This window comes from Peribacillus sp. AS_2, from assembly GCF_026891895.1.
In the GTDB taxonomy this organism is placed as follows: Bacteria; Bacillota; Bacilli; order Bacillales; family DSM-1321; genus Peribacillus; species Peribacillus frigoritolerans.
In genome coordinates this window covers 123,620-150,468 of record NZ_JAPTGA010000002.1, presented here as the reverse complement: position 1 = coordinate 150,468, position 26,849 = coordinate 123,620, and the positions used below count along the sequence as shown (strand labels likewise).

Here is a 26,849-nt window from a genome sequence, read left to right as displayed (position 1 = left end):
TATAATAATATAGGAGGTAAGTAATATGACGATGTTTTTTGGAACTAGGAGTTTATGGTACGAAATTGAAATACCCCAACGTATCCTAAAGAAAAGATTTAATGACTATCTTGGGGAAAAAAACCGAGAGATTCGTACTCGCAGTGAAGCAGTTCAACTACTTGACACGCTGATAAAAAAAATACAGTTAAATATGAGAATAAGAATGAAGGATACTGATTCCAGGGTGCTAATAGGTCAACTCCACAGTATATTTGCCAAGGTCTATAAGGTCTATATAGAGCAAAAAGAAGCTAGACAAGTAATGAAGTCTTTAAATATTCGTGATGGGGAGGCATTAGAAATGTTTGAAGTTAATAAACAAATTTCGAAATGCCTTCTGGACGGGGTAAGTGTATGGATTGAAAATGCACTTTTATTTCAAAATATTGGTGAGGCAACATATTATCAAAGCAATGAAATTAATACTGAATTATTGGTAGATGCTTATCTTTATGGTGTAGCGTCGATGAATTTTTCTTTACTACATATGTCGGATTTGAAAGGGCTTGGTGCAAGAGAGTTCTTTTATGGATTAGACATAACACCAAATAAAGACATACCTATACAAGCACATAGAGATCATCCAATAACTTATGATAATCCAATAATTACAGGGAATCAAGGTAATTTATATAGCGATGAAGAATTTAAATATGCCAATAGTATGGAAATTGGAAAAAAGTTTAAAGATAAGTATGGTTTATCATTTCTCTCTTATATGGCTATACTTTACGGACTTCCGCAATATGGTTTAAAGGAATATATGTCAAAATATGAGTTTACCCAGCTTATTGAAAATTTAGGAATTGAAGAAGTTAATTCAGATGTAGTATATAATAATTTAACTTTGAAGGAAGGGGATGTTGTTACCCATTTAAGAGCGAATGATAATTTTATTTGGACAGTCGAGACTAATGAACATCGTGTTAGCTTGAAGCCTTTTATACAATTAAACTCTGGTTATATTATGACTAATGTACAATTACTTAAAAGGGCTATGGATACTTGGACTAGTTATTTATTAAATGGTGGGGCCGTATATGCTAAGAACCCAATAGATGATTTGTTGACAGCCTTTCAATCTAGAAATAAAGAGTTGGGTGATAGGTTAGTTACACTGACCAGAGATATACTTAGAAAAAATTATAATGGTACAATTGATGAGATTGAAGTACGTTATTCTACAATATGGGGCAAGAGAGAAATAGACTATGGTGATTTTGATGTAATGTTCTATTCAAAAGAGACCAATGAACTTTTTTTAATTGAGGCGAAGTATATATGTGATTCACTTAATTCAAGTAGTATGGTTTCTGATTATGATAAGATGTTTCGGGATAAAGGATATTACTTTAAATGTAGGAGAAGATATAACTTAGTTTTAAGCGAACCAGATAAGTTAAAGAAACATATTGGTGCTACTGAAGGGGAAGTAAATGTACATTTTTTATTCATAACTTCAAAGCCCTTAGAAATAGAACTTCAAGATGAAGATGATGTTGTAACTTTTATAAGTCTAGAAATGTTCGAATCATATATTAAAGGACAGTATGTGTCTGAAGATGGTGTAAGAACTATTCGACCAATATATAAGATCTAAGGGATTGTACTTCAACTAACAGGTACGTTAGTTTCATTGGATAAAGGAGACCACATAAGTGGTCTTTTTATTTCGTCAGAAATCAAAATTAATGTTTAACAAAGCCTATTAAATAATGTAATCATTTTTCTTACTGGTTAAAATGTCGATTTAAACTATATACTCTTTCTAATTGATTTACCTCAGTCCGCTTTATTTTATATTAATCACGCTTTAAATTGATTGGATAATTATGTTAATATTAACTTCAGTATCTAAACAAGCGATGCATAGCAAAAGGTACGTAAATTCAATGATTTCCACAAATTTATTATAAAAGGGGTAAGTTATGAGTAAAAAAACTGAAGAACAAAGTAAAATACACAAACCTTCCCTGGATAGAGCTGGTCAAAGAGCGTTTATGGGAAATCCCGAGGAATTCGAATTTTCTATTTATGGAGTATTTATGGCTTGCGTCCCCATTATCATATTGGGAGTTGTAGTTTGGTACAATTGGTAACGAACCAACACTTTTTTTATAAGGGTATTTGAATGGACGAAGGTTGGAAATACATTTAAAGTCCCCGATTAAAGGCCTTTTTGTATACTCGCTAACAATGCACTCTAATATTAAATAAGATGAAATTACTGAGGTAACTCCTCCCTCGTTAAAGCTATTTGCTAAAATGGAGACGCAATTATCATTCCCCTTTATTTATTGTAGGGGGTTATATCAATTTCTTCGGCAACTCGTTTATAGATTACCGAATTCCCCTCGATATGATCCCATTGAAAAATACCAACAAATTGATACTTATTCGTTCTAAATATGGGGTCCTTAACCTTCATAAAAGTAATTCGATCTCTTGGTGTACCCTCCGGGAGGTTTAGTGGAATATAATCCCTTTCCATTCTTTTTTCTTCAATTTCTGTCCAATTGTCGTTAAAAAGATTAATCCATCCTCGAGTATTTGAGACATTTCCTTGTCCAATGTCTATAGATAACTGGGGGAACCACATCATAAAGCGTTCATTAAACTTCCAATAAGATTTTTGTAGACTATCATAATTCTTTCCTAGACAACGCATCGCCTCTGAAATTGTGCAGAACGTAAACTCATCATAAACGGATAATGTCCCCTTCTTGACTGCTAACGCTGCATTATCTATGTCTTCAGACCAAGGTATTATCTCGCTGTTAGAAGCCATTTTATTGATTAGTTGAACGATCTGTTCAATTTTAGTATGTATCATTTCTATTGAGTCGGTGGCATCAATTCGTTCAATCATAATTTCATTTTCCTTAACTGCTTGAAACATTTTTCCAATCTCTAATGTTCGAATTTCATCATTAAGTGCTTTACTTTTGTGATGCCCTTCGTCACATTCAATCCCTAAATGAATCTGTGGGAAATATAGATCAAGCAAGGCGTATTTACCATCCGCTCGTTTCACATATTGTTGAGTAACAGGTTTTAAATCTAACCGATTTAATCGATTCCAAATCCTGTTTAAAATATAATTCTCATAATCTTTCCTTTTAGTCCTGGAAAATGTTCGAACTAAATATTCTTTTTTCGCATCCATCTTTTTCCCCCGCCTTGATTAATCTAGCTTTTTGCTTCAAATATATTTTTATTCCATAAGAAAATGAGTGGCTGATCAGCACTTATTAGTGAAGTCAGGCACCCAGCCATCTAACAAATTTCATATAGCCATATAATTCATATTATATCAGTCATTAGTCATTAAGATAGAATTCTGCCCGGATAAAAAACAAAATAGAGAATTTTAAAAATCTTTTTCAATAATCTCCTAAGTTCTGGAGCATTTCAAAGTTGGTGGCATTTTAAAGTAATTCCAAGATAACCCATCACTTTTCTCCTTTAATTTTGTACCTTGAGATAATTTAAGGTTAACCCATACACTAAATTTTCACAATTGTTGCTATCAAATGTTATAGTTCTCTCAAAAATAACAAAAATTATATGAACAATATTCTAAAATATAAAAATCGACTTCCCCCATTTGGTTCTTAGCAACTTACTCTTTTGTCGTTAAAGGCTTTTAGGATGGCTGTTCTTAACATTTTTAAACCCTCGATAGATTCACTTGAAATTTTAGGAAGGATGGTTCAAGATTGGTAGGTAGTTAAATTATGATTTTTAAAATATTTAGGGGAGAAAAAATGGATAAAATAAAAAATCATTTGTATTTAAATATGTTTTTTGGAACTATTGGTATCATTCTAGTCGGGGTAGGTGCTTTGAAGTATCAAGTTGTAATGAATGATATTGAAGGATACATCATTGCCTATGCTGGTTTTATACTTACAGCCGGTTACATAAATTACTTAGAAAAAAAAGCTGGAATAAGCAATAAAATAATTTGGATTAAAGCAGGTATCTCTATTGTTCTATTTTTAATTATTTCTTTTATTTTATATCTCTATCCCTATCCCTTTTAACAGGGTCCATAACGACTATTAAGGTTGTAGCGGAAGGGACATTTAGTGGATTTAGCTGGAAGAAGCGTACAGGAACGCGAGTATGCAGACAGCCAGTGTGGTTATCGAGAAAAGGAAAATGATTTTGATGGTGATTATGCAAGAGGCAGAATAAGAACGTGAAGATAGTTCAATAACTAATATATTAAAAAATCGTGAAATAGGTCGCAAAGAAAATATGTACAGGCTAAAAGAAGTATTGGTAAATACCCAGATGAAACAATTTTAGATATAACTGGTATTTTTCCTGAACAACTTGAAGAGTTGAAAAAAGAAAAGTAACTGGTGAAGAGCAACTCTATTATGAGTTGCTTTTTTTAAAATGCTCTAAACCTAATTAAACATTCATTTACCAACAAAATATCTTAAACAAGATCAACCGTTTTATCAATACCAGGTATGCAATTCGAATATGGGCATAAAGATGTATACATACAAATGAAAAGATTCTTTTTATTTATTTATCAATATGGTTTAAAATTCAATTGCACACAAAAATATCTATTTTTAATAAAGGGGTTCTATACCAATGAAAAAATTCGACCTAAATATTGAGAAGGTATTGGAGCACTGGACTATTCCGCACGCATTGCGGGAGATCATTGCGAATGCTTTAGATGAAGCGAATCTGTCGGGAACTGAGGAGCCTATTATCTTCAAAGACGAAGAAGGTAAGTGGCATATCAAGGATTTTGGAAGAGGATTAAAGTATGAGCATTTAACACAAAACGAAAATATTGAGAAAACCCAAAATCCGAATAAAGTAATAGGGAAGTTTGGGGTAGGATTAAAAGATGCTCTGGCCACTTTTGATAGAAGAAAAATAGAGATCATCATTCAATCTAAATTCAGCGATATTACAATTGAAAAACTACCAAAAGGTGATTTCGATGATGTGGTCACCCTACACGCGATTGTTAATGAACCATCCGTCCTTAACCCAATAGGAACAGACTTTATATTCACAGGGCTTCAAGATGATGACATTGAAAAAGCCAAAGATTTCTTTTTATTGTATTCAGGAGAACAAGTTATAGAAGAAACAAAGTATGGTTCTCTCATCGAAAATAAAGAGAAGCCGGCTAGAATTTATGTGAACGGAATATGTGTGGCAGAAGAAGATAACTGGTTATTTTCTTATAATATTACCTCTATGACGAAGAAGCTGCTCCAATCTCTGAATAGAGAGCGGACGAACGTAGGAAGAAGTGCATACTCCGATCGTGTGAAATCGATTTTATTAGAATGCTCCAGTCCGGTTTCTGCGGGGAAATTAGTAGATGATTTACAAAGGATCCAAACAGGGAATGCTCACGATGAATTGCTATGGGTAGACGTTCAGCTGCACGCTTGTAGAATATTAAATAGTCAGGAAAAGGTGTTGTTTTTAACGGCGTATGATCTAATGGATGGAGGAAAATACCTCAGTTATGCAAAGGATGAAGGAATGCGAATTATTACTATCCCTGACAACCTGGCCACCAAATTGGAAAGTAATAAAGATTTAAATGGCAATACTTTTAGAAATTTAGAGACCTATGCGGAAGAATGGAATCAAAATTTCGAGTTTAACATTGTGGATGTTAAAAACCTGAGCAAAAAAGAGAAAGAAATATTCGCTTATAAAGATACCATTGTGGGTTGGTTCCCCAGCAAAAAGGCGATTGTGAAGAGTATTGTGATTTCTGAAACGATGCGGCCGGATCATTATAGTGGGGGAGACGCCCTGGGTTTATGGGATCCATCCAATAAACGCATCCTGATTAAACGGGAGCAACTGAGTAGTGTGCAATCCTTTGCTGGCACTCTTGTACACGAACTCGTGCACGCCTATACAGGAACGGATGATAATACCATTCAATTCGAGAACGAATTAACCGAAATGTTAGGGAAACTATCTCATTTGCTTTTAGATAACGTTAAAAATAAAAATGGATTAAGAAAGTTGCTAAGGATATGATAGTTTATTAAATACACATCCTTTATTTAAACAACAAAGCTTCAGATATATAAAAGATCTTATTCATCCAATGATGAGGGGGTCTTTTCAGCTGGCAGTTTTAGTATAGATTGTATGTTCTGAACCTTACGTCTAAAGGTGATATACAAGTTAATTTCCCCATACAAGTAGCTAAAGATTATTGAGCACTTTTATTTAGGAAGGTGGGTATACTCACAAAGATATCGTGTATTATCAAGTATATTCCAACAAAATAATAGGGGAAGATGTATTTTTTGCAAGGAAGAATTATAGGAAGTTTAATTTCGCGATAGAAAAAGGGATGTCTCGTAAGTCGATTTTAGACTACGTGACATCCAACCATTAGTTCAGGCTATCTGGATATTTTTGCTCTCCGTCTTAAAGTATTAAATCTTTGCAAATAAGTATTGTTACCATTAATCTAAATGCTGTCACTACCATAACTGTCTAAGAATAAGTCTATAATTTCAATATATTCCTCGTATAGTAGATTATTATTCTTTTTAATCTGAGTTAGTTTTTCTATTATAGTTTCACTATCGGGTACAAAGTAATTTAATGATTTAATATCAAAATAATCGCTTTTAATTGTACCGTAATTGCCGATTGATGAGGAGAAAGATGTATTCTTAAAAGTAGATAAAAATTTTAATAGTGATTGTTCATCAGTAATTAACTCATCCACAAACTTAACAATTTCAACAGATTTATCCCATTCTTTTAAACGATATAGAATGTAAGGTAAGTGATCATTCTCTATAAGAGTATTATCATTAGCACTTTCTTTAATTTTTTTAACACATAGTGCCTTTAGAATGGATAAATGTTCATCTTTAACCAATTTAATCATATTGCTATCTTCTTCACCATTCTTCGGAGTTCCTAAGGAGATGTTTTTAACAATTCCATAAAGTGAGGTTGAGTGTAATACAGCATCACGTAGTAACTCATAATTATTTTCCTGATTATTTTCCCTTTTTAATAATTGATAAATAATTCGCATAATATTCATATCTTCACTGATATCAAATATTCCTGTCCTTTCAGGTGGTAAGTAGTCTATGATATCTAAAAGGGGAACTATTATATTTTTGAAACAATCGGAAGGGATTTTAGCTTGATCATTTGTATAGTTTTGCAATAATTCTAGTAAACCATTAATTTTTTCATTTTTCAAAAAACGGATTAACTCTGTTTCAAAATCAGATTTATTATTTATTTTCTTTAGGATATTTTCCAAATCATATTGACTAATTTCATCACTCGACCCTTTTGGAAGATAAACAAAGTAGCTATCGAAATGGGTCGGGGAACATACCCTAAGGTTACGGGTCCAATCTGGTATCCAATCAGACCCATATGAAGAATATCCGCTTTCAATTACTCCTTCTAATTGAGGAAATAAATGCTTTAAAAGCCTTGTTATATATTCTTCATATTGACCTGTATATTGAGTAATATTCTCCTTTAAAGATTTTTGTCTTTGATTATCATTATTGTGTCGTGAGGAGTCAGTGTGATTTCTTGTTGAAGTAAAAAGCTCTTTGTTTTGCTTCATAAAATTATGGAACTCTGGAACAAATACTCTTATTGACTCTATAGCAATAAAGTCAACTGGGTTAACTTCAATAACATCATCTCTACACATTTGTAACAAATTTAATTCAAGACTACTTACAAAACGTTTAACGTGTCTAAGATTTTTAAAAAAACATTTTATTCCAGATTGAAATACATTAGCCCAGTGAGAAGATTCAGATGAAAAATATTTTTTTGCAGAATCAGGTAGTCGTGATAGTATACGATCAAGTTCGTTAAAAAGATATTGATGTATATATTCTGTTTTTGCATTGGGAACATCAAATGTCACTTGGACAATTTTTTCCATATATTTTTTGCCAGAAACACCTAGTGATACATCAAGATTTTTTTCAACAACTTCTTTATCAAATGAAAGTAAATAAATAGTATTTGGGAAGTCAGCATTTATTTTTATTAAACGAAAAATTTCTTTTATTTCTCCACTAGTTAACCTATCAATATCATCAATGACTATTACTAACTTTTTATTTCGATTTAACAATTCACTTATTATTTCTTGTTTTACATCAATGGCTGTTTTCTCGTATGTTATCGACCTTGTTTCAAAAAAACCAGATAGCTTTGTTAGTGTTTCTTTCGTTAATTCTGTGAGGATTAATCCAGCACCAGCAAGAAATAATAAAATTTCTAATGTAGAATTAGAAATACCTAACCACTTTGATAATGTGCTTAATGAAATGCCAGCCAGACCTAAACCAATGATCAACTTATTATAACTTGTCTTTATAATTGTTTTGTTTGGTATAACATTTAATAAGCTAGAATAAAGTCTTAACTTTTGGGCAATTTCTTTATCTTTGATAGTTTGGTTCTGTAGTTCTAATTCTTTGGATATTTCCTGAAAGAACACAGTAGTTAAATTATTTAGGTCAGAATAAATCCAGGGATTGAAAGTAATAACAGTTGGTTTCTCTATACTAATGTCATCATTAATTTGGTCTAAAGCTATATTAATGATAGATGATTTCCCAACACCCCATTCTCCATTTAATGCTATAACTAAACTTTCATTCTCTTTCCAATCACATATTGCATCTCCTAAGTGCTTTGAAAAGGCTTTTCTATCTAGTATATCTTCATTTGGCTTAGTAATTGGTCTATCACTTATGAACATAAAATTACTCCTTTTTAAAAATTGGGAAAGGTAATGAAATAAGTCTCTATCAACGGATTTCGTAAATATTTCTCCAAGACTATTCTCGTTTTCTCCCTTTTCTTCCTGTTTCTTTATTCAATTCAAGTTCTACAAAACGTCTTTTTCTTCTTTCATCATAAGTACGAAATTCATATAAATCACTATTTAACGAATAAGGTTCGAATTCAAATACTCCTACTGTAAGAAATTCATATATATGGGTGTTAGAAGTAGATACAAGCGGTCTGAAATAACGAAAGGCTTGTTGCAAGTTTCTGAACTCAGTGACTTCTATTCCATTTTTATAAATAATAATTGGAATCCAATTAGGGTTCTTTTGTGGTTTTGGTTGTCTTAGTTCCATAAAAACTCCTTTAAAATTTAATTAATTTACCTAGGCCTCTTTTTCAATACAAATATTGATTTTAATAAGAATGAATTTGTTAATGTCATATATTAAACAAATCAAACCAATAGTGGGCGACAATAATTCATTGAATTTTCAAAGAAAACTATGTGGTTTTCTTCAATAGACTTAGCATCATTGAGTTTTTTTCATTAAAATGTTTGTTGCCGCTACTTCAAAAAAGAAAAACCTTGAAACTTGCTTATTAGGTATAAAGGCAATTACAAACAACACATCATCATTTGTAGGAAATCTTGAAATACAAAATTACCAGTTTTATATCTTAAAAGTATTCTTATCATTGATGTCATTTTTCTCTGGCTTTAAATGTATCTTCAAAAATTATAACTCAAATCAAAGCTGAGAATAAGATTTTATGTTCAATTGAACGAAAATTACTAAATGTATGAAATTCAAAGTATTCGGGGGATATTTCTATAATCGTTATAGAAATCTCATAGGAAAAAACCTCTATTTTGACGTTGTACATAATATTTAGATTCAGGTTATGATTACCTCATAACAAAACGTTGAGGTGAGATAAATGTATACAGAGCCACTTTATCAGGAATGGGGAAACAAACTAATTCCATCAAGTTTCGGAGAAATAAAAGGAAAAAAAAGGTATTATCGTGTGTATTATGGTACCGTTCATTGGCATTCATCAGATCCTGATCACATTCATCGAGCTTGTGTTGTTTTTGTACAATATGGGACGAATCCTGATTTTGAACAAGCAAGAAAAAGAGGAGAAATAAAAGATAAGTACCCTTGTCATATTTTAGATCAAGACTTAGATTTGGTGATGGGAGCAATGAATGAACTTAGAGGACATTTTAATTACAAATCTTAAACTGATGTATGACCCTGGAAATAAGTCATTGTTCCTTTTAAAGAAAATTGCAGGTGTTTTTTATAGGGAATGCAAGTAAAAGCCTGAAATGAAGCTAAAAGGAATGTATATGGAAAGGAAGGGAGATTTCAGGAGCAGAATTGTGGATTTCAGTTTGTTAGCAGCTCAGCGGCCGTTTTAGTTAGAAAGGTACGAGCATCATTATAACAGAAACGGCTAATTTTATTGCAATGCCACTGTGTGATATTAGAAAAAAACTAATTTTGTAATTTAAGGAGCGAATTTCAGTGAATAAATGGATGAATGAATTTATAGCTTTGTATAGTAATGGTGATAGAGAGAAGGCATATAGATTTAAACATTTTCATATACCTCAAAAATTATATAAGTATCAATCCCTTTCTGAAAGGAACATTGATTCATTAAAGAATAATAAAGTATGGTTTTCCAATCCAAAAAATTTAAATGACCCATTTGATTGTACAGCTTTATATTATGATGAAGAAGTTTTATTAAACCAATTGACAAATAAAAATGTTTTCAGTATTAAAAATAGTAAAAATATCAATTCATCACTTGAAATTTTACAGAGAATGACTAAAATCACGTGTTTTACTGAAAATCCTTTTAATATGCCAATGTGGGCACACTACGGTGATAATCATAAAGGTATTTGTGTTGAATATGACCTGACTCAACTCCCTTTTGAAAGTAAATTATCAAGAGGTCTATATCCAGTAGAATATGAAGAAAAAAGATATGAAGGCACAAAAACACTAAAGAGGATTTTTGAAGGTGAAAATCATTCAGAATCAGTAATAATGTTACTTTACTCAATGCTCTTGAAACATAAGAGTTGGAGTTATGAAAAAGAATGGAGAATAATTTTACAGGGCGACGATGGAAAGGGAGGGTTAGAAGATTTTCCGATTAAACCAACAGGAATTTATTTTGGATTAAATACAAATCGAAATCAGGTAAAAAATGTAAGGTCAGTACTTGACGAAGATATAAAGATTACAAGGCTTAGAATGCAAAATGGTGCATATTTTAACCTTGAAACCTATGAATGGAAACAAAAAGGAAAAAAACATTAAGCTTTCTACAAGATTGTTCATCTGATACAGTTTTATAGAACTAACATCATCTTCTAAGCGATCATTTCCTTTCAATTTCATTATAATACGTATTTAGTACCCCAAAAAATTTCTTGATGGGAAATTACACACTTATTATAAATTTAATTAAATTAGATTATATAAAATGTTATAATTATCCTGAAAAAGAGAATATAAATAAAGTTAAGAAATAATAGATGATTACTTGAGAATTAGCTTTATCTCTTAAAACATAATTACTCAAGAATTATTCAAAATTGATTACAGGTATGAGCCTTACAATTAAAAAATGAAAAGAGGATAAATTATGAGTAGTAAAGAGCAAAAACATTTATTAATTCAAAAGGCTTTTATTTATGAAAAGCCAAGACAAAAACCTGAGTTAAATGATTATGTTTTTTTAGATAAGTCCGGTTATTGGATTGACAAAAAAGACAGCCAGCCCTATGTTCTTGATACAAAAAGACCAAAGCCACGAACCAAAAAAGCAGATGTTGAAACAGGAGAGGATCAAAAAGGTGAATAAGATCGAGTTTCTTATTATTTCAAATAAATTTGACTTTACTACTGATTATATATGTTTGGAGTTAGAAAGAAGAAAATTAAAATATCTTAGATTGAATCGTGATGAGTTTGAAAATTACGAAATCATTTTTAAAATAAATGAATTGATACTTCAAGTGAAAATTGAAAATAAGAATTTTATTCTAAGGGAAGAAACGTTAAAAGCCATTTATTATCGTGCTCCGATTTATCTTAGAGATAACTTTCAACCTGATATTGATGTTGAAGAACAGTTGTATAGGTCTCAATGGACTGCCTTTATACGAAATTTAACTTTATTTGAAAATGTAAAATGGGTTAATAATCCTATTTCAACTTTTAAAGCGGAAAATAAGCTATTGCAACTTAAATATGCTGCTAGAATTGGCTTTGCAATCCCAGGTACTATAGTTACTAATACAAATAACCTTCAGATTGATCCCCAAAAAGATTATATTGTTAAAACGTTGGATACGGCCTTACTAAGAACAGAAAATAAAGAAGCATTTATATATAGTTCTGTTGTTAAAGGCAGAGAAGTATTAGATTCTACCTTGAGCAAATCACCCTTGGTATTACAGGATTATATTTACCCTAAAGTTGATGTTAGGGTAACTGTGATAGGGAAAAGTGTATACCCTGTGAAAATTGAAAAAAAAGGGAAAGGGATTGATGGTGATTGGAGATTAGAAAAAAACAACCTCTCCTATATTCCATTTAACCTTCCACTAAATATTGAGCAATATTGTGTAGAGATAGTTAAGTCACTTGGATTAGCCTTTGGTGGAATAGACTTAATTGAATCAAATGGGGAATATTATTTTATTGAGGTTAACCCAACTGGAGAGTGGGCTTGGTTAGTAGACAGTTCGGGTCTACAAATTTATAAAGGTATCTGTGATTACCTAGAAAGTGATGAAAATTATGCTTTATCGACTTATTGATTGGTTTTTCCCTTTAATTCTAATGGTGAAGGCAAATAAGAAGTTAAATAAGGACATAGAAACATTAAAGTTAGAAGTATCAAATGATGATAATTATTTGTCGGATTATATGAATGCTTTTAAAAATATAAAAAAAGAAGAGGCACTTAAACTTTTTGATAAAGTCCTTACACACAGAAAAACTATTGAAGACAAAGCTAAAAGTAATATTTTAATTGTAACAGTTTCTGTTACGGTTATTTTGGGATTGTCAAATTATTTTTTCGGAATAAAAGATAAATTAAATAGTAACTCTGTTTTGTTAATTTTAGGGATTTTATTTTCATTTTGTTTAATATATCTCACCATAGGAGCTATTCTTTCTATAGCATCGTTAAATGCAGGAGAATTAAAAGAGACATATGATTTGTCGGAAACAGATTACGAATATCTAGGATTATTAAATGATGATGATGAAAAAGAGAAGGAAACTATATTCTTTTTATCATTTTATTCGGAGTTAAATACTAAAATTAACTTAAAAATTAATAATTATGTTAGTAGTACTTATTCCTTTCTGAGAAATTCCCTTATTACATTATGCATTATAGGAGTTGTATCTTGTATTACATATTCATTTCAAGATAAAAAAGAAAATGGGTTAGAAACTAAGTTAGTTGAACAAAAAAATGAATTACACAATATTAACAGTAATTTGGAGGAGATAGGAAATAATATTAAAGGAGATAAACAAAAAGATGAGGAAAATAATAAGAAGATATTAACATTATTAGACGAAATAAAAGTAATTTTTGATAATTTAATACCAGGAGAACCACAGTGATTGTTTTTATAAAATATTTTATGTGTAGGAAATATATCATATATTCTAACTAAACGAAAAGAGACTAGTTAAGTCTAGTCTCTTTTTGGTGACTTATAAAGGAATTAAGATTGAAACTATTTTAAAAATGACTCAATCATTTCTGTAACTTTTTTCCTTTGATGTGTAGACAATTTTTTTGCTGTATTAATTAGGTTCAACAAATCACTAGAAATTTCTTCATTGTCATCAAATAAATCAATAATAGAAATTTCTAGAGCCTCACAGATTTTTAAAAGGTTTTCAATAGATGGGGAATGAATACTACTTTCGATTTTACTAATAGATGATTGACTAACCCCTGATAGATGTTCCAGTTGATTACTTGATATACCTTTTTCTAATCTTATGGCTCTCAATCGTTCACCCAAATTATTCATAGATAAAACCCTCATTCTATTTTGTTTTATTTCTTTAACTTATTTATTTGTATTAGTGGGATTATCATAGCAAAAATGAATAAATAAAAAATTATTTATTCGAAATCGAATATTTTATGTTTAAAAATATTCGTATATGAATATAATGGTGCATATCAAACCCAACTTTAGAGGTGAAAAAATGTCAATCGACACGAAAAGACTGAATTTAGGAAAGTTACTAGGAAGTGTAAATGAAGTCTTTAGAATACCGCTTTATCAAAGACCTTACAATTGGGGGAAAGATCAATGGAATGATTTGTGGGAGGATTTAATTAGACTTGATGGAGATGAGACTCATTTTCTAGGATCTATTATTACGATAAGCCAAGAACGTCAAAATGGATTTGTTTTTTTTGAGGTTGTAGATGGGCAACAGCGAATCACGACCATTCTTATACTTCTAACAGCGATTCGTGATTTAGCAGAAGAAATCGATAAAGATCGTGCTTCTTACATAAATAACTACTTTTTAAAAAGTTCAACAATAGATGAAGTTGAGGCCAAGTTAATATTAGGGAGAAAAGATAACAAAGTATTTAAAAAGTTAGTTGAAAAACGTATTAAAAGGGAAGAATTGAAAAATGAAAAAATCATTCAAGCATATTATTTTTTCAAAGAAATGCTTCAAGACAGTAGGTTACAATGGCAGAATATTTATACAAAACTGTTAGACTCACTTGATCTTGTTTTAATGGTAACAGATTCTTATTATGACGCATTTAGGCTATTTGAGACCCTAAACAATCGTGGACTATCTCTTTCATCTGTAGATTTGATAAAGAATTATTTGTTAAGTAAATTTGCAGCCAATGAATCGGTTTTAGAAGAGTGCATTGAGATATGGGATAGTATCATCGAAAATATTGAGGATATAGAGTCGGTTCGTCACGATAAAGTGAGATTTTTTAGACATTATTTGTTCTCAATTGAATATGGGGTAGTTCCAATACCAAAATTATATTCGAAATATCAAAAGTTAATTGATTCAAGTGATAATTTATATAACTTAGTTGAAGATATATGGCTCAAATCTAAAATGTATTTAAAGTTGTATAATGGAACATTAGGTATTAAGGAAGTAGATGATCGTTTAAAAACAATAGTCCGTATAGAAGGAACCACAAGTTATCCACTTCTTATGAAATGCTTGTCTGAGAATTTAAATAAAGAACAATTTATTAACATATTTGAAGCCATTGAAGTGTTTACACTAAGACGTAGTATTTGCAATATTTCGACCAGAGACATTGATAGAATTTACAATCACCTTGCTTTAGAATCCTTTTCTAAAGAAAATCCGGTTTCTTATATAGTTGAATTTCTGAAGAAAAGAGCCCCAACTGATAATGAGTTTTATTTGAACTTTCAAAACCGAGATTTTACAAGATCGGCACAAACAAAATATATTTTAGAAATGATAGAAAATGCATTGACAAACAATACAAAAGAAAAAACGATAAGTGGTCGAACGGATGTTCATATAGAGCATATTATGCCTAGGGAAATAGTACGAAAAAGTGTTAAAGAAATTGAAACCACTTGGCAAAAAGAATTAGGATCACGAGCTCCTGAGTATTCAATGTTTGTGAATAGAATAGGAAATCTAACTCTACTTGGAAGTGAGCTTAACATTTCAGCTTCAAATTATCCTTTTCTTGAAAAGAAAAAAAAATATGAGCAATCTATAATAATGTTGACCAAAGAAATATGCCAAGAAGAAAAGTGGACCTTTGAAGAAATATCGATTAGGAGTGCCTATCTTGCCGGAATAGCCAAGAAAATATGGAATTTCAATAATTTTGTTTAAATTAGTTAGATTTTTAAGATGAAGTCCCGATTGTTGAAACAGGTGCTGTCTTTAAGGCAGCTTTTTCTTTATGCAACTAAAGGGGCAGGTCAGCTTTATATGGTACAATATGTGGAAAATAGATATATATAGGGAGAGTAAGAAAAAAATGGTTAAACATTTTGGTGTGACTACACGAGAAAAACCTGATGGTTTAAAACTAACAAGGGATAATTACATTAAAGTAAGAAATATAAGTTCGTTTGGTTCAGGAAAAGTTTACTCTGATTCATTCATAAATGATCATACAGTAGATAGTTTATATAATTATGATTTGAATATAAAATATTATAATTCATTACTTAAACAAGAATTTAATAATGAACTTATGGAATTTGTCAGTAAAACAAAATTTTTTAAGGAAATTACTGACCTTGCTCCTTTTGATAAGGTACCTGGATATTACATTATGGTGTTGGATGAATACTCACAAGCTTATATCGGTAGAAGTGATAATATTAAAAAACGCATACAGTCTCATTGGAGTAAACAAAAAGAATTTGACCGATTAATTTTCGGAAGTAAAGACAATTCCATTTTATCAATAGATAGCTTTAGAGCTTATGATACCACGAGAATATTTGTGTATCCCACTAACGAACTGAACGGGCACGAAGACAATTTTATCAATTTATTTGATAAAAAATATCTTTTAAATAGAACGAGTGGTGGAACGTTGATGGGATTAGACGAAGCTTTAGTTAATAGAAAAAGTAGAGAACTGTGAATCTTATTACTTAATGTAGCTTTCTTACATAAATAATGAAATGATGAGAGGGCGAAGAAATGGTTAGAACCTGTATCGATTGTGGGAAAACTAAAAACAATAATTATATTCGCTGTTACCAATGCTTTAAAAAGAGACAAAGAAAAAGTAATGTATCAAAGGTTGCTGCATCTATTCCAAAAGCAAATAATGACACTTTTTCTGCACCCAATTCTCCATATCAATCGCCAGTAAAACAAAATAAGAAAGAAAATGTAAGTAAATTTGCACTTAGATGGGGAATAAGAGCAATTATCGTGGTCATTTTGTTATGGATGTTTGATTTCCCTCCTTTTACGAAAACTAATGTTGAAGACACCGATGCCGGTTATCCTGAAACAGGAGATGAAACGAATGAAAACCCTTATGAATATACTACTGTAGATCATAATTGCCCCGATTTTTCTACCCAAAGCGATGCTCAGTTGTTCTTTGAAGCAAATGGGGGACCAGATTCTGACCCTCACGATTTGGACAGGGACGGAGATGGAATGGCTTGTGATTGGAATCCTTAATGCTGACATCTCACAGAGTGCTGTACAAAATCAGGAAGATAACCACATCTCCTTGTGGGAACAACAGTAAATGGCCCTCAATTGGGGGATTAAAATATGACGCTTAGAGTGGAAAAGGCTCTGAGCGTTTTTGTGTTCTATGTCACTGTCAAACTCCCACTTTTTTTTTAATGGTTCAATTATTTACCTGTAATTAATTATCTTCAACATAGGTGTAAAAAAACTCTGATGTAATTCACAGGATTTAATTAAACAGTATCTTAACGGTCCCAACTGATTCTTTGAGGTATTAGCATTATAAGAAGAAAATCGTTAGAAAATGCAAGAGCCGCAGCAAGAATAACACACTCAACCAATTTCCACGGTAACCGCCAAAAATATGATATCCTTGGACCATTTGATGACGAAATCCAAGCTGACAAATATATTGAAGCAAGAAGGAGGGGGGATAATGATAGTTGAAAGAAAATCAGGCATTACAAGCTAACTGGTATAAGAATTAAAGAATGGAGTGGCACCGAGGCGGGTATTCTTGTTTCAACAATGGGGCAGGATAGTTCCATAGGGTAATATGGTAAACTGGCATAAATTTAGCCTTTTAATATTGGCTATGTTAATAGAAAGGGGTGTTTTATCGCTAAATTTGGATAATCTCAATTTACACATTTATATTTCTCTTTGTTATGGCAACTATTTTACCTGCGAGTCCATTGTCATTTAATCTCGGATTGAACATCACAGTTTGTGTCCACTCTACAATAAGCCTTAATGAAATAACGGGTGCTTTACTTCTATAACGGGGTTTGCTGCGTCAACGCTTTTTGCTATGGAACTAACGGGGCAGTTTAATTTATGAAGGAAAGTTTCTGATATCTGTTGAAATTAGAATAACAAAGAGTAAGTACCCCTAAGTTAGTTCAATAAGGGTTGAAACTAAACGCTTGCCTGATTGGTTAATTATGGATTATAATTAAAATTTAATAATTCATATGGGAGTGGTATTATGACAGAGGAAAATAAAGGTGGAAATAATAGAGAAGTTATTATTTCACTGGCACAATTACTTTTCGAGGCAAAAGGTGAAATAAAAGGTATTTGGACTAGTTTACAACGTAGAAAATTAAGAAAGTACTATTACCTTTTTTCAGATATAGGAAGAATTAATGATAGTATAGCAGATAGTTATAAAAAGGGTGATTTTAATTTTAAACATATTTCGGAAAAAAAGGACATTATAAGTCAAATGATAGATGAAATTTCAAACGATAAATCATTAAAAAAAGATATTAACTTTTTTCCAGAACTAAATGAAATTAAAGATGGGTTTGAACAATTAGAACACGTTCAGGGAATTGAAGCAATAGAACCACTAAAGAAAATATCAATTGCTAAGATCAAAGTTATGAGAAATCTCATTGATTTAATGGAAAAAAGAGAGTTTACTAATGAGTTAAGTCAAAGTAATAAAGATGACTACAATAACACTGTAACTAAAATCAAAGAAGCACTGGTTTTAGAGGCACAATTAATAAGAGACGGTCATTAAGAAAGCATCCTTTGTTAGTCTGGCTTCTGATTTCTTGATTTAGTACTTACTATTTTTCATTGTTAAAGAAGTTAATAGTAGTAAAAAATGACGTACATAGGTAAGTATAATTGTGGAAGAAAGCTGCAACTACTAACAATTTTAATATAATAACTGGGAAAAAAGTTTAAGCGGCGGAGCTCCGTATAAACTTTTTTCCTAAATTCCAAGTAATAAAAATGTTCCTCTTGGTTCTTTTGAATTTATTAAAATCTACCATCAAAATCATCTGCCAAAGTTCTTTTCTTTTTCTTATTAACATCAGTAAAGGGCACAATATTATCTTCTTTGGTAGCTTTATTAGTTTTTTGTTCCTCAAAACTTGTATAGAAATCTTGTGGAGTATCAAACACCTCATCTAATGCCTTTTTAATACGCTTATTCTTATTATTCATATCTAATTGGTTTTCTAAAGGAGTTCCATTTACATCGCTGTATCTAAACAATTTAAAAAGAAGATCTTGATATTTTACTATCTTATCTTTCAACTCCCTTCGTTTTTCTTTTTCTTGCTCCAATTCTTGCTTCAAAGCATCACACTTCTCCTTTAATGCTCTCTCTTTTTGTATGCTTCTTCTTACTTCATTTTCAAGAGGTTGCAAATGCTTGATTAGCAACTCAGGTTTATTTTGATATTTATTTACTACATCAACGACATTAGGGATGTCTTTGATATTATCATTACCGTCGACTAAAGTTACCATTCTAATCTTATTGGCAGTATCAATTGCTTCTCGCCCTGGTTGACCCTTCTTTCTCCAAAAGTCATCCGAGTATGTCTTGCTGCAAATATCAGGTCGCATCTTGTGGAGTTCTAGATGATAACGATATAATTTTCTGTACTCGATATCCCCGTGAGGCTTTACGTTTTCCCTGTAATGTTTTATGATTCTATACAGTTCTGCCTGGTTGTATTCCAACCGTTTCCTTCCTGGTCTTTTATTCATTCTTCATCATACCCCTTTAACATTTCAAGACGAGCGATTTGCTCTAAATGCTCTTGTATAGATGTTCCATCAGTTTTCATTTTAGTGAATACGTTTGGATGGACGTCTGCTTCTTTAGTGGCAGTGAAACTTTCATTTAACTTCTTTAGAAAGTCTCCCATTTCAATTATTTTTTGTCTTCTTTCAAAAATCTTTTTTTCAATAATAGGCTTTATTTCTACCAGCTTATTTGGATGAATCCACCAATGGGGACATAGCATACACTCCTCGCTTACACAACCTTGCATTTCATCAGTGCAAAAACCAACCTGCATCGGCAATCTTACATCATTTTGAGGAAAAGTATAACTTCTTTTTTTAATATCTGCAAAAGAAATCTCACCATTTTCAAAAGTAGTTCCTCTTATTGTTCCGTCTACATTTTTTAAAGCGTTAGTAAGTTTATCGACCTCCACATCAATAAAATACTCGGTATGATTTGAATAATGATACTGCGATTCAATTGATGAATGTCCACCCAATCTAGCAATTTCAAGCGGGGATATTCCTTGCATCATTAACGAACAAAATGCAAAGTGTCTAGTGTCATTAGGTCTTACTTTTCGTTCTACCGATTTCTTGTATACACCATAGACAATCTCATTATAAAACCGCTTTAAGAGTTGACGAAAGATATCCTTATGAAAGTTATTTTTATCTTTTTTGGTTACTCTAAAGGCACCAGATTCTATATCGTTTGATATTAGTGATTTGTATGATATTAATGTTTCACTTTTCCCGTAAGGATTGGTAACTTGGATATAATTATAGATTAAATAATATATATCTTTGGTTACTTCTAACGTATCTACAACTTGCACTCTCCTATGAGAAGCAGGTTGTTTATTACGTGGTAATATAATAAAATAACTTCCATTGCTAGGAAATATACACTCTCTTTTAATGTTACAAAATTCACTTATACGCATAGGTATTATATTTGTAATTTTCCACCATATTAAAATAGGAGAGAATAGTATTGTAGAAGGGGAGGTTAATCCACTTTCAAAGTATCGGGCTATACAATGATCCAACGTTAATACATCTTTTCCCTTAGGTAGGACTCTATTATTTTTATCAATTTTCAGGCTCCTTTTTAGTTTAATCAGAGGTTTGTGGTACGTATGAAAAGAATCTAATTCAGAAAATGTCAAGAAGTTTAACGAAGCGTTTATCATTTGTCTAACGACTAATTTTCCGTCAATACCTTTGTCACCAGGAGAATAGGTTTTTAAGTATTCAATAAACTTATTTAACATTTCTGGTTTAAAAAAGTTCGTTTGTTGAATAACCCTAATTAAAAACGTTAAGTTTCTTTGTACTGACGCCGGATAAGAATCCTCTAAAAGTTGAGCAACCCAGCACTTAATAAGTGTTACATCCGATATATCTAATTCTTTCCTGAACTTAACAGAATTTTTAATGATAGTGAAGTCTATAATATGCGTATTTCCTTTACTAGAATTCTTTTCAAAAACCCATTGATCATCTTCAAACTTTCCATCAAAGATTTCGTCATTTTCTTGAAGATCCTCCAGAATCCTCTTTGCATTATTTATGCTTACATCAATGGAAAATACTTCTTCTGATAAAGCATCTATGTCTATATGATCTTCTAATAACTCTATTTGCAAATCCGTTTTCCTCCTAAGTTAACTGATATTGGTCATTTAACGAACCTATCTTGCTGTTTTTCCATATAAACTCATCTCGAGTGTCTGATATAAATTCATATACATCTAATCCAAATTTTTCAATTGCTTGTGCAAATAACTCTAAGTGTAAATAAAGTAATCTTGCCCTTTTTCTATTTTCATAGTAGGGGAGTTCTAGTTCTTTTAAGTTGGATTCTAGAAAACTATTCAATCTTCTCTGAAGACTTGCCCCAAAGGCCGATAGGGCATAATAACTTGGAATAGAATAAGCACAGTCAAAACAAGAAATACCTTGTCCTTTTTTTACGCACCCTTTTTCAGAAACCATACATTGTACATTATCTTCCTTGCTAGGTAATTGATTTGTATCTATCTTATTTACGAAAGACAAGGCTTCTTCCAAACTCATAGAAAGAATTTGATCTAAGATGGTCTTTCTCTCATTTTGAATCACATTCAAGAATCTAGAAATTTCTTCTATTTTATGAATTCCGCCAAAGTGATTTTCTAGGTTGTGTATTTCAATTGTTCTTTTTTCTCTGTCAACCTCGTTTCCTTGTAAAAGATCTAGAAATGTATCGTGTATAAAACCAAATGATCCTCTGGCAAATAATTGTTTACTAAGGAAGTTAAGTTCTTCTTCCGGAATTTCTACGTATAAATTGGTTGTTTCTTGATCAATATGACCTCTTAGTTTCTGTGCAGTTTTTAATGCTACCTCACCTTTTTTTAATTTACTCAATAATACGTAAATATAAGTTAACAAGGATCTATTCATTTTTCTTGAGGAAAATTCAAACTCTTTATCATAGGGGCCAAAAAAACTCTCCTTTTGTTTCAACGTAAACACTTTATTCTTGTTTCCAAAATCAATAAGAGATTCACGTTGAGGAGAGAGTATGTTGGTTCTTAGTTCACAAATTGCAATAGAGGTAGCGATTGGCTTTTTTAACTCCTCTGAACAGAAAAAATAATTATTAACCTGTGTTTTAGATATTATTAGTTCCTTTCTGTGTACTTGTGTAACAATATAGTTAGCTTCATCCTCACTCAGTTCATTATCTAAGAGCCAATTTAAATCAGAAATTCTTGTACCACTTAAATTTACTCTAGGAAATGTGATAACATCTGAATGTCTCCAGGCATTGTTCATATGAAGCAAAACATATAACCAACTGGAAGCATAATATTGAGATTTTCCTGTTGAAATCTCTTCTAAAGTATCTTTTATCGCCATTTCTTTATGCAAAGAGATATCTTTGGTATAGTTGTATACTTTTTTATATTCTTCAAACCTGTAGATAGATTTGTCTTGAGGCTCAACTTTAAACTGGTAAGGATTTAATATTCTCTTCATATTAAAGGACTTCAAGTTTTTTTCTAACAATTTATGATTTATAGCTTTTAAATAAAGATATATTCTCCGGGATTGGCGTACTGGGATTTTATTAAATAAGGTATTGAAATCATTTGAAGTTAACGAATAAATTTCTCTATTTTCCACTGAGCACACCATACCTACTAAATGAATTGTGCAATTAACGAATTTATTAATCTCATTGTTTATAGTAATCGGGTTTCCTTTTGATGAATTAAGTGTATTGCTAACAAATTGCAACCACGTTTCTGATGTAAATGCTCCCAACTTACTTGTATCGATACTTTTAAGGCCTAATCGATATTTAAAAGTATCAAAAGGTGAGTCAAGCTCAACAGTTCCATATTGAATAGACTTTTCTCGTTCTCCCAACCAGAAAGAGAAATCTTCTTTTAAAAAGATACGTCTATTGCTTTTAAAAAAGGGACGGAACAAACTAGTTACCATTTCACTTTTAACGTTTTTGGGGTGAAATGAAAATCCGTGAGCGGAAGCGATTTTTACAGCTTCTTCATAAGTTATATATTTTTCTATTAATTCGGTTTGTTGAGTTTTTAAATTATCTATCACATCTTTTTTAAAGGCTTGGAAGCCACCTTCTACTACCTGGCTTTCAAGATTGTAATCTTTTTTAAATTGAGTCCAAGCAACTTTACATTCAACTGATAAAATCTTTTTGCATTCCTTGGTTGTATAGTAATCAGATCTATCATAGTTTTCATATTCCTCAATTGTTTTCAAATCACTTTTTGTTACGTATCTACTTTTTAGCCCTAATACAAGAGGGGTAATTCCGTACTTATTACAACGATAATACCAATCTTTATTCGTCCAGCTATACTTGCTTATTACCACCTTTACATCGATATAGTTTCTAAAAAATTTATCCACTGAGGTTTTACTTACATAAAAGGACTGACGATTGATTGTATATGCTAAGTCAATGTAGTCAAAAGAAAAGGGGTTTTCCAATTTCCTAATGAATTCTTTTAGGGGTGTCCATTTTGTAAGATTGAGTAATTTTCCAAACTCCTTAATAGGCATATAATTCTCTAGAACGTTAGATTCAAATACTTCATATTCTTTCAAAGAATCGAGATCAACCTCTTCATCATTTCCATTTAAAACTCCGGCATTAATTAATCTTTTGATTTTGAAGCCAAATACTTTTATTGAATTGGGTGTAAATGTTTTGCCCAGGTACTTATGGGCATCTTTTATTTTAATATTTCGCCCCACCAGTAAAAACCTCCTCGTTCCATTTGCTTTCTAGATGATTGCTAACATCTAGTATCTCCTGTGTACTAAACGCTTCCATTGCCGTTTGGAAATTGGCTATTGCGTTTCTATTATCGATATAGTCTTTTGCCGATTTTGTACTTTTATCTCCTCTGGCTATGGCTAAACGTTTTTCATCAAGACCCTTTTCAGCTAAAAAATTAGTGAAAATTCCTCTTCCAATATGCGTACCCCAAACAGGTTCAGATAGCCTTTTAAAATCCAAGTAACGTCCAGGGGTTGCTGCTAATCTATCTATATAAGCATATTTAACTTTCGCAAATTTCTTTTCGAATGTTCCTCCAGTAATGGTTCTTCCTTTATCGTCAACAAAGAAAGCAAAGGGATTTGATTTTTTTACCTTTTCGTTCATTTTCATATGCGAATTGTATATCTCTTTTAAGTAACTACTTGGAAGTATGGCTTGAATTCTATTCCTTTTAACTTGTTCCTTTTTAGTATCCTTAATATGATTGAATAAAAGGTGCTGATTATCTTGTACTAATACAAAATTTGAATTACTTAAAAAATCTGTTGGAAGACTTGCCGAAGTGAGATTAACGACTTCACCTCTTCTTAATCCACCAAAAATTTGAAGGGCTATTCCAAATGCAATCTCTGGAGAAACCCTCCGTGCTTCCTCTAAAAATTCCCAAATCAGCCTTTCTTTGTTTTCGGTTCCAAAATCCTTTAGTTTGTCCTTTATTGGTTCGGAAGTGGAAGGGTAATTTGTGTCTAACCTAGGATGACGAAAGGGACTTATCATTATTTCTTCCTGTTTTCTATTTACAAATGAATCAAACTCTATTTCTTCATCAATTAACTCCATCTTTGTTAAATATTCAAAGAAATGTGTGAGATATCTTTCGATTTGTAGAACATAATTACGAGATAGTTTTTTATGAGTTTGGTGAGTAATAAAACGGGCACCGTGAATAAGCTGTAATCCTCTAATACCTTTCTTAGGTAAATTTAGAAATTCAGATTCTTGAAGGCCTATTTGTTCGTAAATGAAGTTAAAGAACTTTACTATTTCTCTAGCCGGATTTATTTGAGCACTTAAACTTACACCTTTGTATTCATATGTAGATCTAATGAAATGAGTAATAGGGTGAGGAACTATAATACCTGTTACTATATCCTGTACCCCTATGTTGATTACTCTTTTGTTTTCTAACCTGTTGTTACCTAATAGGTCCTCTATGAGCGTTTCTCTAACCACAAATTTATATCTACCCAAACCCATAATATAAACCTCCTCCTAATTCTATAAACTAATGAAAGGTTTATAGTTATTATTTTATAAATTGATTTTTATATTTTAATCTATTAATCCCATAATATATTATTATGGGAAAAAAATAAACCTCTTTATAAGTTTATATAAAGAGGTTTATACTATGTATTTATATAAACAGTTCTATTTATACCATATATAGATGTACAAAACCGAAATAGCCGAAGCCGAAAAAATCAACAAGCTAAAGGTTGCGGAATTCCGTCGTGAGCAGGATATTGCCAAAGCACGGGCTGACCAAGCGTACGATCTTGAAACGGCCAGGTCTAAACAGGATGTAACCGAACAGGAAATGCAAATCAGGATCATCGAACGGCAGAAGCAAATTGAGCTGGAGGAAAAAGAAATCCTTCGCCGTGAAAAGCAATATGATTCAGAAGTGAAGAAAAAGGCCGATGCCGACCGTTATGCGGTAGAGCAGGCAGCCTCCGCCAATAAGATGAAACAGATTACAGAAGCGGATGCCGATAAATATAAAATTGAAGCCATGGCAAAAGCGGAAGCGGAACGCGTTCGCATGGACGGTCTTGCTAAAGCGGACGCCCAAAGGGCACAAGGTACGACAGAAGCGGAAATCATCAGGTTAAAAGGGGTAGCAGAAGCAGAAGCCAAGCAGAAAATAGCTGAAGCTTTTGAACAGTTCGGGCAAGCCGCCGTAATGGACATGATTTTGAAAATGCTGCCGGAATATGCAAAACAAGTGGCAAGCCCGCTTAGTAATATCGACAAGATCACTGTAGTGGACACAGGCGGAAGCGGTGCGAATGGCGGGGCTAATAAAGTGACTGGGTATGCAACGGATTTAATGGCATCCTTGCAGGAGTCATTAAAAGCATCTTCGGGAATTGATGTCAAAGACTTGCTTGAGAATTTCTCAGGAAAACGAAATTTACCATTCACCACCATCAGCCAGGAGAATGTCGAAGCGAGCATGAATATGGCAGCAGGCAAGGAAGAGTAACAGAGAAAAAAATAAAAGGTAAATCATACTGTTCATCGAATGAAATTTAACCTGATGTATTACCAATACAGATAGGTTATTGGACTTACTTATAGAGAATAAACAACCAAGGATGATTGGTTGTTTATTTTTTGCTTTTAAATAAAGCCTAAATTCGTTTTTAGTTTTCGCTATTACTTAATGTTTGAAACCGATATTTGGATGTACTTAATACTTAAACTTAGTAACGTATTTAAAGACAAGTCTTTTCTTTAAACCTACTTAGTCAACGTATTTAAATCAACATATGCAGAGAAATCTCTTTTTTTGTTTTTGCTAGGTAGGATGCTTTGTTGAATGCAAAATCATACATTTTATCGACAAAATAAGATTCATCATCGTAAATGACACTATCAGCAATATAATATTCACAATATGGGGACATCTTGAAGGTGCACTCCTGGCAGCTGATCAGGCAGTTTTTGAAATCACTAATCTAAAAAAACAGACCTTAATAAAGGTAACTTAACATTCTATTAAACAATTAACTATTTTATTTTTTATCTTATTTTCAAAAATTCCATTACTAAACTGAGGAGCTAATATGTGA

Annotated in this window: 21 protein-coding genes and 1 pseudogene; 13 read left to right on the top strand and 9 right to left on the bottom strand. The window is 31.7% G+C overall.

Going from position 1 to position 26,849, the window contains the following annotated elements; genetic code table 11:
- The first annotated feature begins 25 nt into the window (after positions 1–25).
- The gene (locus tag OTG27_RS03500; RefSeq protein WP_268936234.1) at positions 26–1,642 is read left to right on the top strand and encodes a hypothetical protein; all 1,617 of its coding nucleotides are present in this window, start codon (positions 26–28) and stop codon (positions 1,640–1,642) included.
- Between the two features lie 690 nt (positions 1,643–2,332).
- Here the strand turns inward: OTG27_RS03500 and OTG27_RS03495 are convergent.
- Positions 2,333–3,208 carry an AbaSI family restriction endonuclease gene (locus OTG27_RS03495; protein ID WP_268936233.1) on the bottom strand — a complete coding sequence of 292 codons (876 nt, stop codon included), beginning with the start codon at positions 3,206–3,208 and terminating at the stop codon, positions 2,333–2,335.
- Between the two features lie 601 nt (positions 3,209–3,809).
- Here OTG27_RS03495 and OTG27_RS03490 point away from each other — a divergent pair.
- The gene (locus tag OTG27_RS03490) at positions 3,810–4,088 is read left to right on the top strand and encodes a hypothetical protein (RefSeq protein ID WP_268936232.1); all 279 of its coding nucleotides are present in this window, start codon (positions 3,810–3,812) and stop codon (positions 4,086–4,088) included.
- A gap of 568 nt (positions 4,089–4,656) precedes the next feature.
- Positions 4,657–6,087, top strand: a complete 1,431-nt coding sequence (locus tag OTG27_RS03485) for a C2 domain-containing protein (RefSeq protein WP_268936231.1) — start codon at positions 4,657–4,659, stop codon at positions 6,085–6,087.
- A 442-nt stretch (positions 6,088–6,529) separates the two neighbouring features.
- On the opposite strand, the gene OTG27_RS03480 is transcribed toward OTG27_RS03485, so the two are convergent.
- Together OTG27_RS03480 and OTG27_RS03475 are read right to left on the bottom strand one after the other, a co-directional pair.
- Positions 6,530–8,824, bottom strand: a complete 2,295-nt coding sequence (locus OTG27_RS03480; protein WP_268936230.1) for a KAP family P-loop NTPase fold protein — start codon at positions 8,822–8,824, stop codon at positions 6,530–6,532.
- Between the two features lie 79 nt (positions 8,825–8,903).
- Positions 8,904–9,209, bottom strand: a complete 306-nt coding sequence (locus OTG27_RS03475; RefSeq protein ID WP_268936229.1) for a hypothetical protein — start codon at positions 9,207–9,209, stop codon at positions 8,904–8,906.
- 586 nt (positions 9,210–9,795) lie between these two features.
- Here OTG27_RS03475 and OTG27_RS03470 point away from each other — a divergent pair.
- The 5 genes from OTG27_RS03470 to OTG27_RS03450 all read left to right on the top strand — a co-directional run bounded on the left by OTG27_RS03470 (position 9,796) and on the right by OTG27_RS03450 (position 13,532).
- Positions 9,796–10,104, top strand: a complete 309-nt coding sequence (locus tag OTG27_RS03470) for a hypothetical protein (RefSeq protein WP_268936228.1) — start codon at positions 9,796–9,798, stop codon at positions 10,102–10,104.
- Positions 10,105–10,391: 287 nt separating this feature from the next.
- Positions 10,392–11,201 carry a DUF2971 domain-containing protein gene (locus OTG27_RS03465; protein WP_268936227.1) on the top strand — a complete coding sequence of 270 codons (810 nt, stop codon included), beginning with the start codon at positions 10,392–10,394 and terminating at the stop codon, positions 11,199–11,201.
- Between the two features lie 328 nt (positions 11,202–11,529).
- Entirely contained in the window at positions 11,530–11,748 is a 219-nt protein-coding gene (locus tag OTG27_RS03460; protein WP_268936226.1) for a hypothetical protein, read from the top strand.
- Positions 11,741–12,709: a hypothetical protein gene (locus tag OTG27_RS03455; RefSeq protein ID WP_268936225.1), complete on the top strand. Its 969-nt coding sequence runs from the start codon at positions 11,741–11,743 to the stop codon at positions 12,707–12,709. The genes OTG27_RS03460 and OTG27_RS03455 overlap by 8 nt, the downstream gene beginning before the upstream one ends.
- Positions 12,690–13,532, top strand: coding sequence for a hypothetical protein (locus OTG27_RS03450; protein WP_268936224.1), 843 nt, complete (start codon positions 12,690–12,692; stop codon positions 13,530–13,532). The genes OTG27_RS03455 and OTG27_RS03450 overlap by 20 nt, the downstream gene beginning before the upstream one ends.
- A gap of 116 nt (positions 13,533–13,648) precedes the next feature.
- On the opposite strand, the gene OTG27_RS03445 is transcribed toward OTG27_RS03450, so the two are convergent.
- Entirely contained in the window at positions 13,649–13,951 is a 303-nt protein-coding gene (locus OTG27_RS03445) for a helix-turn-helix domain-containing protein (RefSeq protein ID WP_268936223.1), read from the bottom strand.
- Positions 13,952–14,132: 181 nt separating this feature from the next.
- On the opposite strand from OTG27_RS03445, the gene OTG27_RS03440 reads away from it, so the two are divergent.
- From OTG27_RS03440 to OTG27_RS03425, 4 genes are all read left to right on the top strand, one after another.
- Positions 14,133–15,800, top strand: coding sequence for a DUF262 domain-containing protein (locus OTG27_RS03440; protein WP_268936222.1), 1,668 nt, complete (start codon positions 14,133–14,135; stop codon positions 15,798–15,800).
- A gap of 148 nt (positions 15,801–15,948) precedes the next feature.
- Positions 15,949–16,566, top strand: coding sequence for a GIY-YIG nuclease family protein (locus tag OTG27_RS03435; RefSeq protein ID WP_268936221.1), 618 nt, complete (start codon positions 15,949–15,951; stop codon positions 16,564–16,566).
- A gap of 59 nt (positions 16,567–16,625) precedes the next feature.
- Positions 16,626–17,120, top strand: coding sequence for an excalibur calcium-binding domain-containing protein (locus OTG27_RS03430; RefSeq protein ID WP_268936220.1), 495 nt, complete (start codon positions 16,626–16,628; stop codon positions 17,118–17,120).
- 1,003 nt (positions 17,121–18,123) lie between these two features.
- Positions 18,124–18,666, top strand: coding sequence for a hypothetical protein (locus OTG27_RS03425; protein ID WP_268936219.1), 543 nt, complete (start codon positions 18,124–18,126; stop codon positions 18,664–18,666).
- A gap of 245 nt (positions 18,667–18,911) precedes the next feature.
- On the opposite strand, the gene OTG27_RS03420 is transcribed toward OTG27_RS03425, so the two are convergent.
- From OTG27_RS03420 to OTG27_RS03405, 4 genes are read right to left on the bottom strand one after another with little or no spacing between them, the layout of a single operon-like run.
- Positions 18,912–19,652: a hypothetical protein gene (locus tag OTG27_RS03420; protein WP_268936218.1), complete on the bottom strand. Its 741-nt coding sequence runs from the start codon at positions 19,650–19,652 to the stop codon at positions 18,912–18,914.
- Positions 19,649–21,325 carry a site-specific integrase gene (locus OTG27_RS03415; protein ID WP_268936217.1) on the bottom strand — a complete coding sequence of 559 codons (1,677 nt, stop codon included), beginning with the start codon at positions 21,323–21,325 and terminating at the stop codon, positions 19,649–19,651. The genes OTG27_RS03420 and OTG27_RS03415 overlap by 4 nt, the downstream gene beginning before the upstream one ends.
- A gap of 13 nt (positions 21,326–21,338) precedes the next feature.
- Positions 21,339–23,963: a hypothetical protein gene (locus OTG27_RS03410; RefSeq protein ID WP_268936216.1), complete on the bottom strand. Its 2,625-nt coding sequence runs from the start codon at positions 23,961–23,963 to the stop codon at positions 21,339–21,341.
- A complete protein-coding gene (locus OTG27_RS03405; RefSeq protein WP_268936215.1) occupies positions 23,947–25,248 on the bottom strand; it encodes a site-specific integrase in 1,302 nt (433 codons plus the stop codon). The genes OTG27_RS03410 and OTG27_RS03405 overlap by 17 nt, the downstream gene beginning before the upstream one ends.
- A gap of 202 nt (positions 25,249–25,450) precedes the next feature.
- Between OTG27_RS03405 and OTG27_RS03400 the strand changes: the two are divergent.
- Positions 25,451–26,260, top strand: a pseudogene (locus tag OTG27_RS03400) (flotillin domain-containing protein); the annotation flags it as partial.
- 274 nt (positions 26,261–26,534) lie between these two features.
- Here OTG27_RS03400 and OTG27_RS03395 read toward each other — a convergent pair.
- Complete coding sequence (locus tag OTG27_RS03395; RefSeq protein ID WP_268936214.1) at positions 26,535–26,684, bottom strand: hypothetical protein; 150 nt, start codon at positions 26,682–26,684, stop codon at positions 26,535–26,537.
- Between the last annotated feature and the right edge of the window lie 165 nt (positions 26,685–26,849).

Coding starts and splice junctions, on each gene's coding strand:
- OTG27_RS03420 (WP_268936218.1), bottom strand. CDS start 19,652: ATGAATAAAAGACCAGGAAGGAAACGGTTGGAATACAACCAGGCAGAA.
- OTG27_RS03425 (WP_268936219.1), top strand. CDS start 18,124: ATGACAGAGGAAAATAAAGGTGGAAATAATAGAGAAGTTATTATTTCA.
- OTG27_RS03475 (WP_268936229.1), bottom strand. CDS start 9,209: ATGGAACTAAGACAACCAAAACCACAAAAGAACCCTAATTGGATTCCA.
- OTG27_RS03450 (WP_268936224.1), top strand. CDS start 12,690: ATGCTTTATCGACTTATTGATTGGTTTTTCCCTTTAATTCTAATGGTG.
- OTG27_RS03500 (WP_268936234.1), top strand. CDS start 26: ATGACGATGTTTTTTGGAACTAGGAGTTTATGGTACGAAATTGAAATA.
- OTG27_RS03485 (WP_268936231.1), top strand. CDS start 4,657: ATGAAAAAATTCGACCTAAATATTGAGAAGGTATTGGAGCACTGGACT.
- OTG27_RS03445 (WP_268936223.1), bottom strand. CDS start 13,951: ATGAATAATTTGGGTGAACGATTGAGAGCCATAAGATTAGAAAAAGGT.
- OTG27_RS03435 (WP_268936221.1), top strand. CDS start 15,949: ATGGTTAAACATTTTGGTGTGACTACACGAGAAAAACCTGATGGTTTA.
- OTG27_RS03480 (WP_268936230.1), bottom strand. CDS start 8,824: ATGTTCATAAGTGATAGACCAATTACTAAGCCAAATGAAGATATACTA.
- OTG27_RS03440 (WP_268936222.1), top strand. CDS start 14,133: ATGTCAATCGACACGAAAAGACTGAATTTAGGAAAGTTACTAGGAAGT.
- OTG27_RS03460 (WP_268936226.1), top strand. CDS start 11,530: ATGAGTAGTAAAGAGCAAAAACATTTATTAATTCAAAAGGCTTTTATT.
- OTG27_RS03430 (WP_268936220.1), top strand. CDS start 16,626: ATGGTTAGAACCTGTATCGATTGTGGGAAAACTAAAAACAATAATTAT.
- OTG27_RS03395 (WP_268936214.1), bottom strand. CDS start 26,684: ATGTCCCCATATTGTGAATATTATATTGCTGATAGTGTCATTTACGAT.
- OTG27_RS03405 (WP_268936215.1), bottom strand. CDS start 25,248: ATGGGTTTGGGTAGATATAAATTTGTGGTTAGAGAAACGCTCATAGAG.
- OTG27_RS03495 (WP_268936233.1), bottom strand. CDS start 3,208: ATGGATGCGAAAAAAGAATATTTAGTTCGAACATTTTCCAGGACTAAA.
- OTG27_RS03470 (WP_268936228.1), top strand. CDS start 9,796: ATGTATACAGAGCCACTTTATCAGGAATGGGGAAACAAACTAATTCCA.
- OTG27_RS03490 (WP_268936232.1), top strand. CDS start 3,810: ATGGATAAAATAAAAAATCATTTGTATTTAAATATGTTTTTTGGAACT.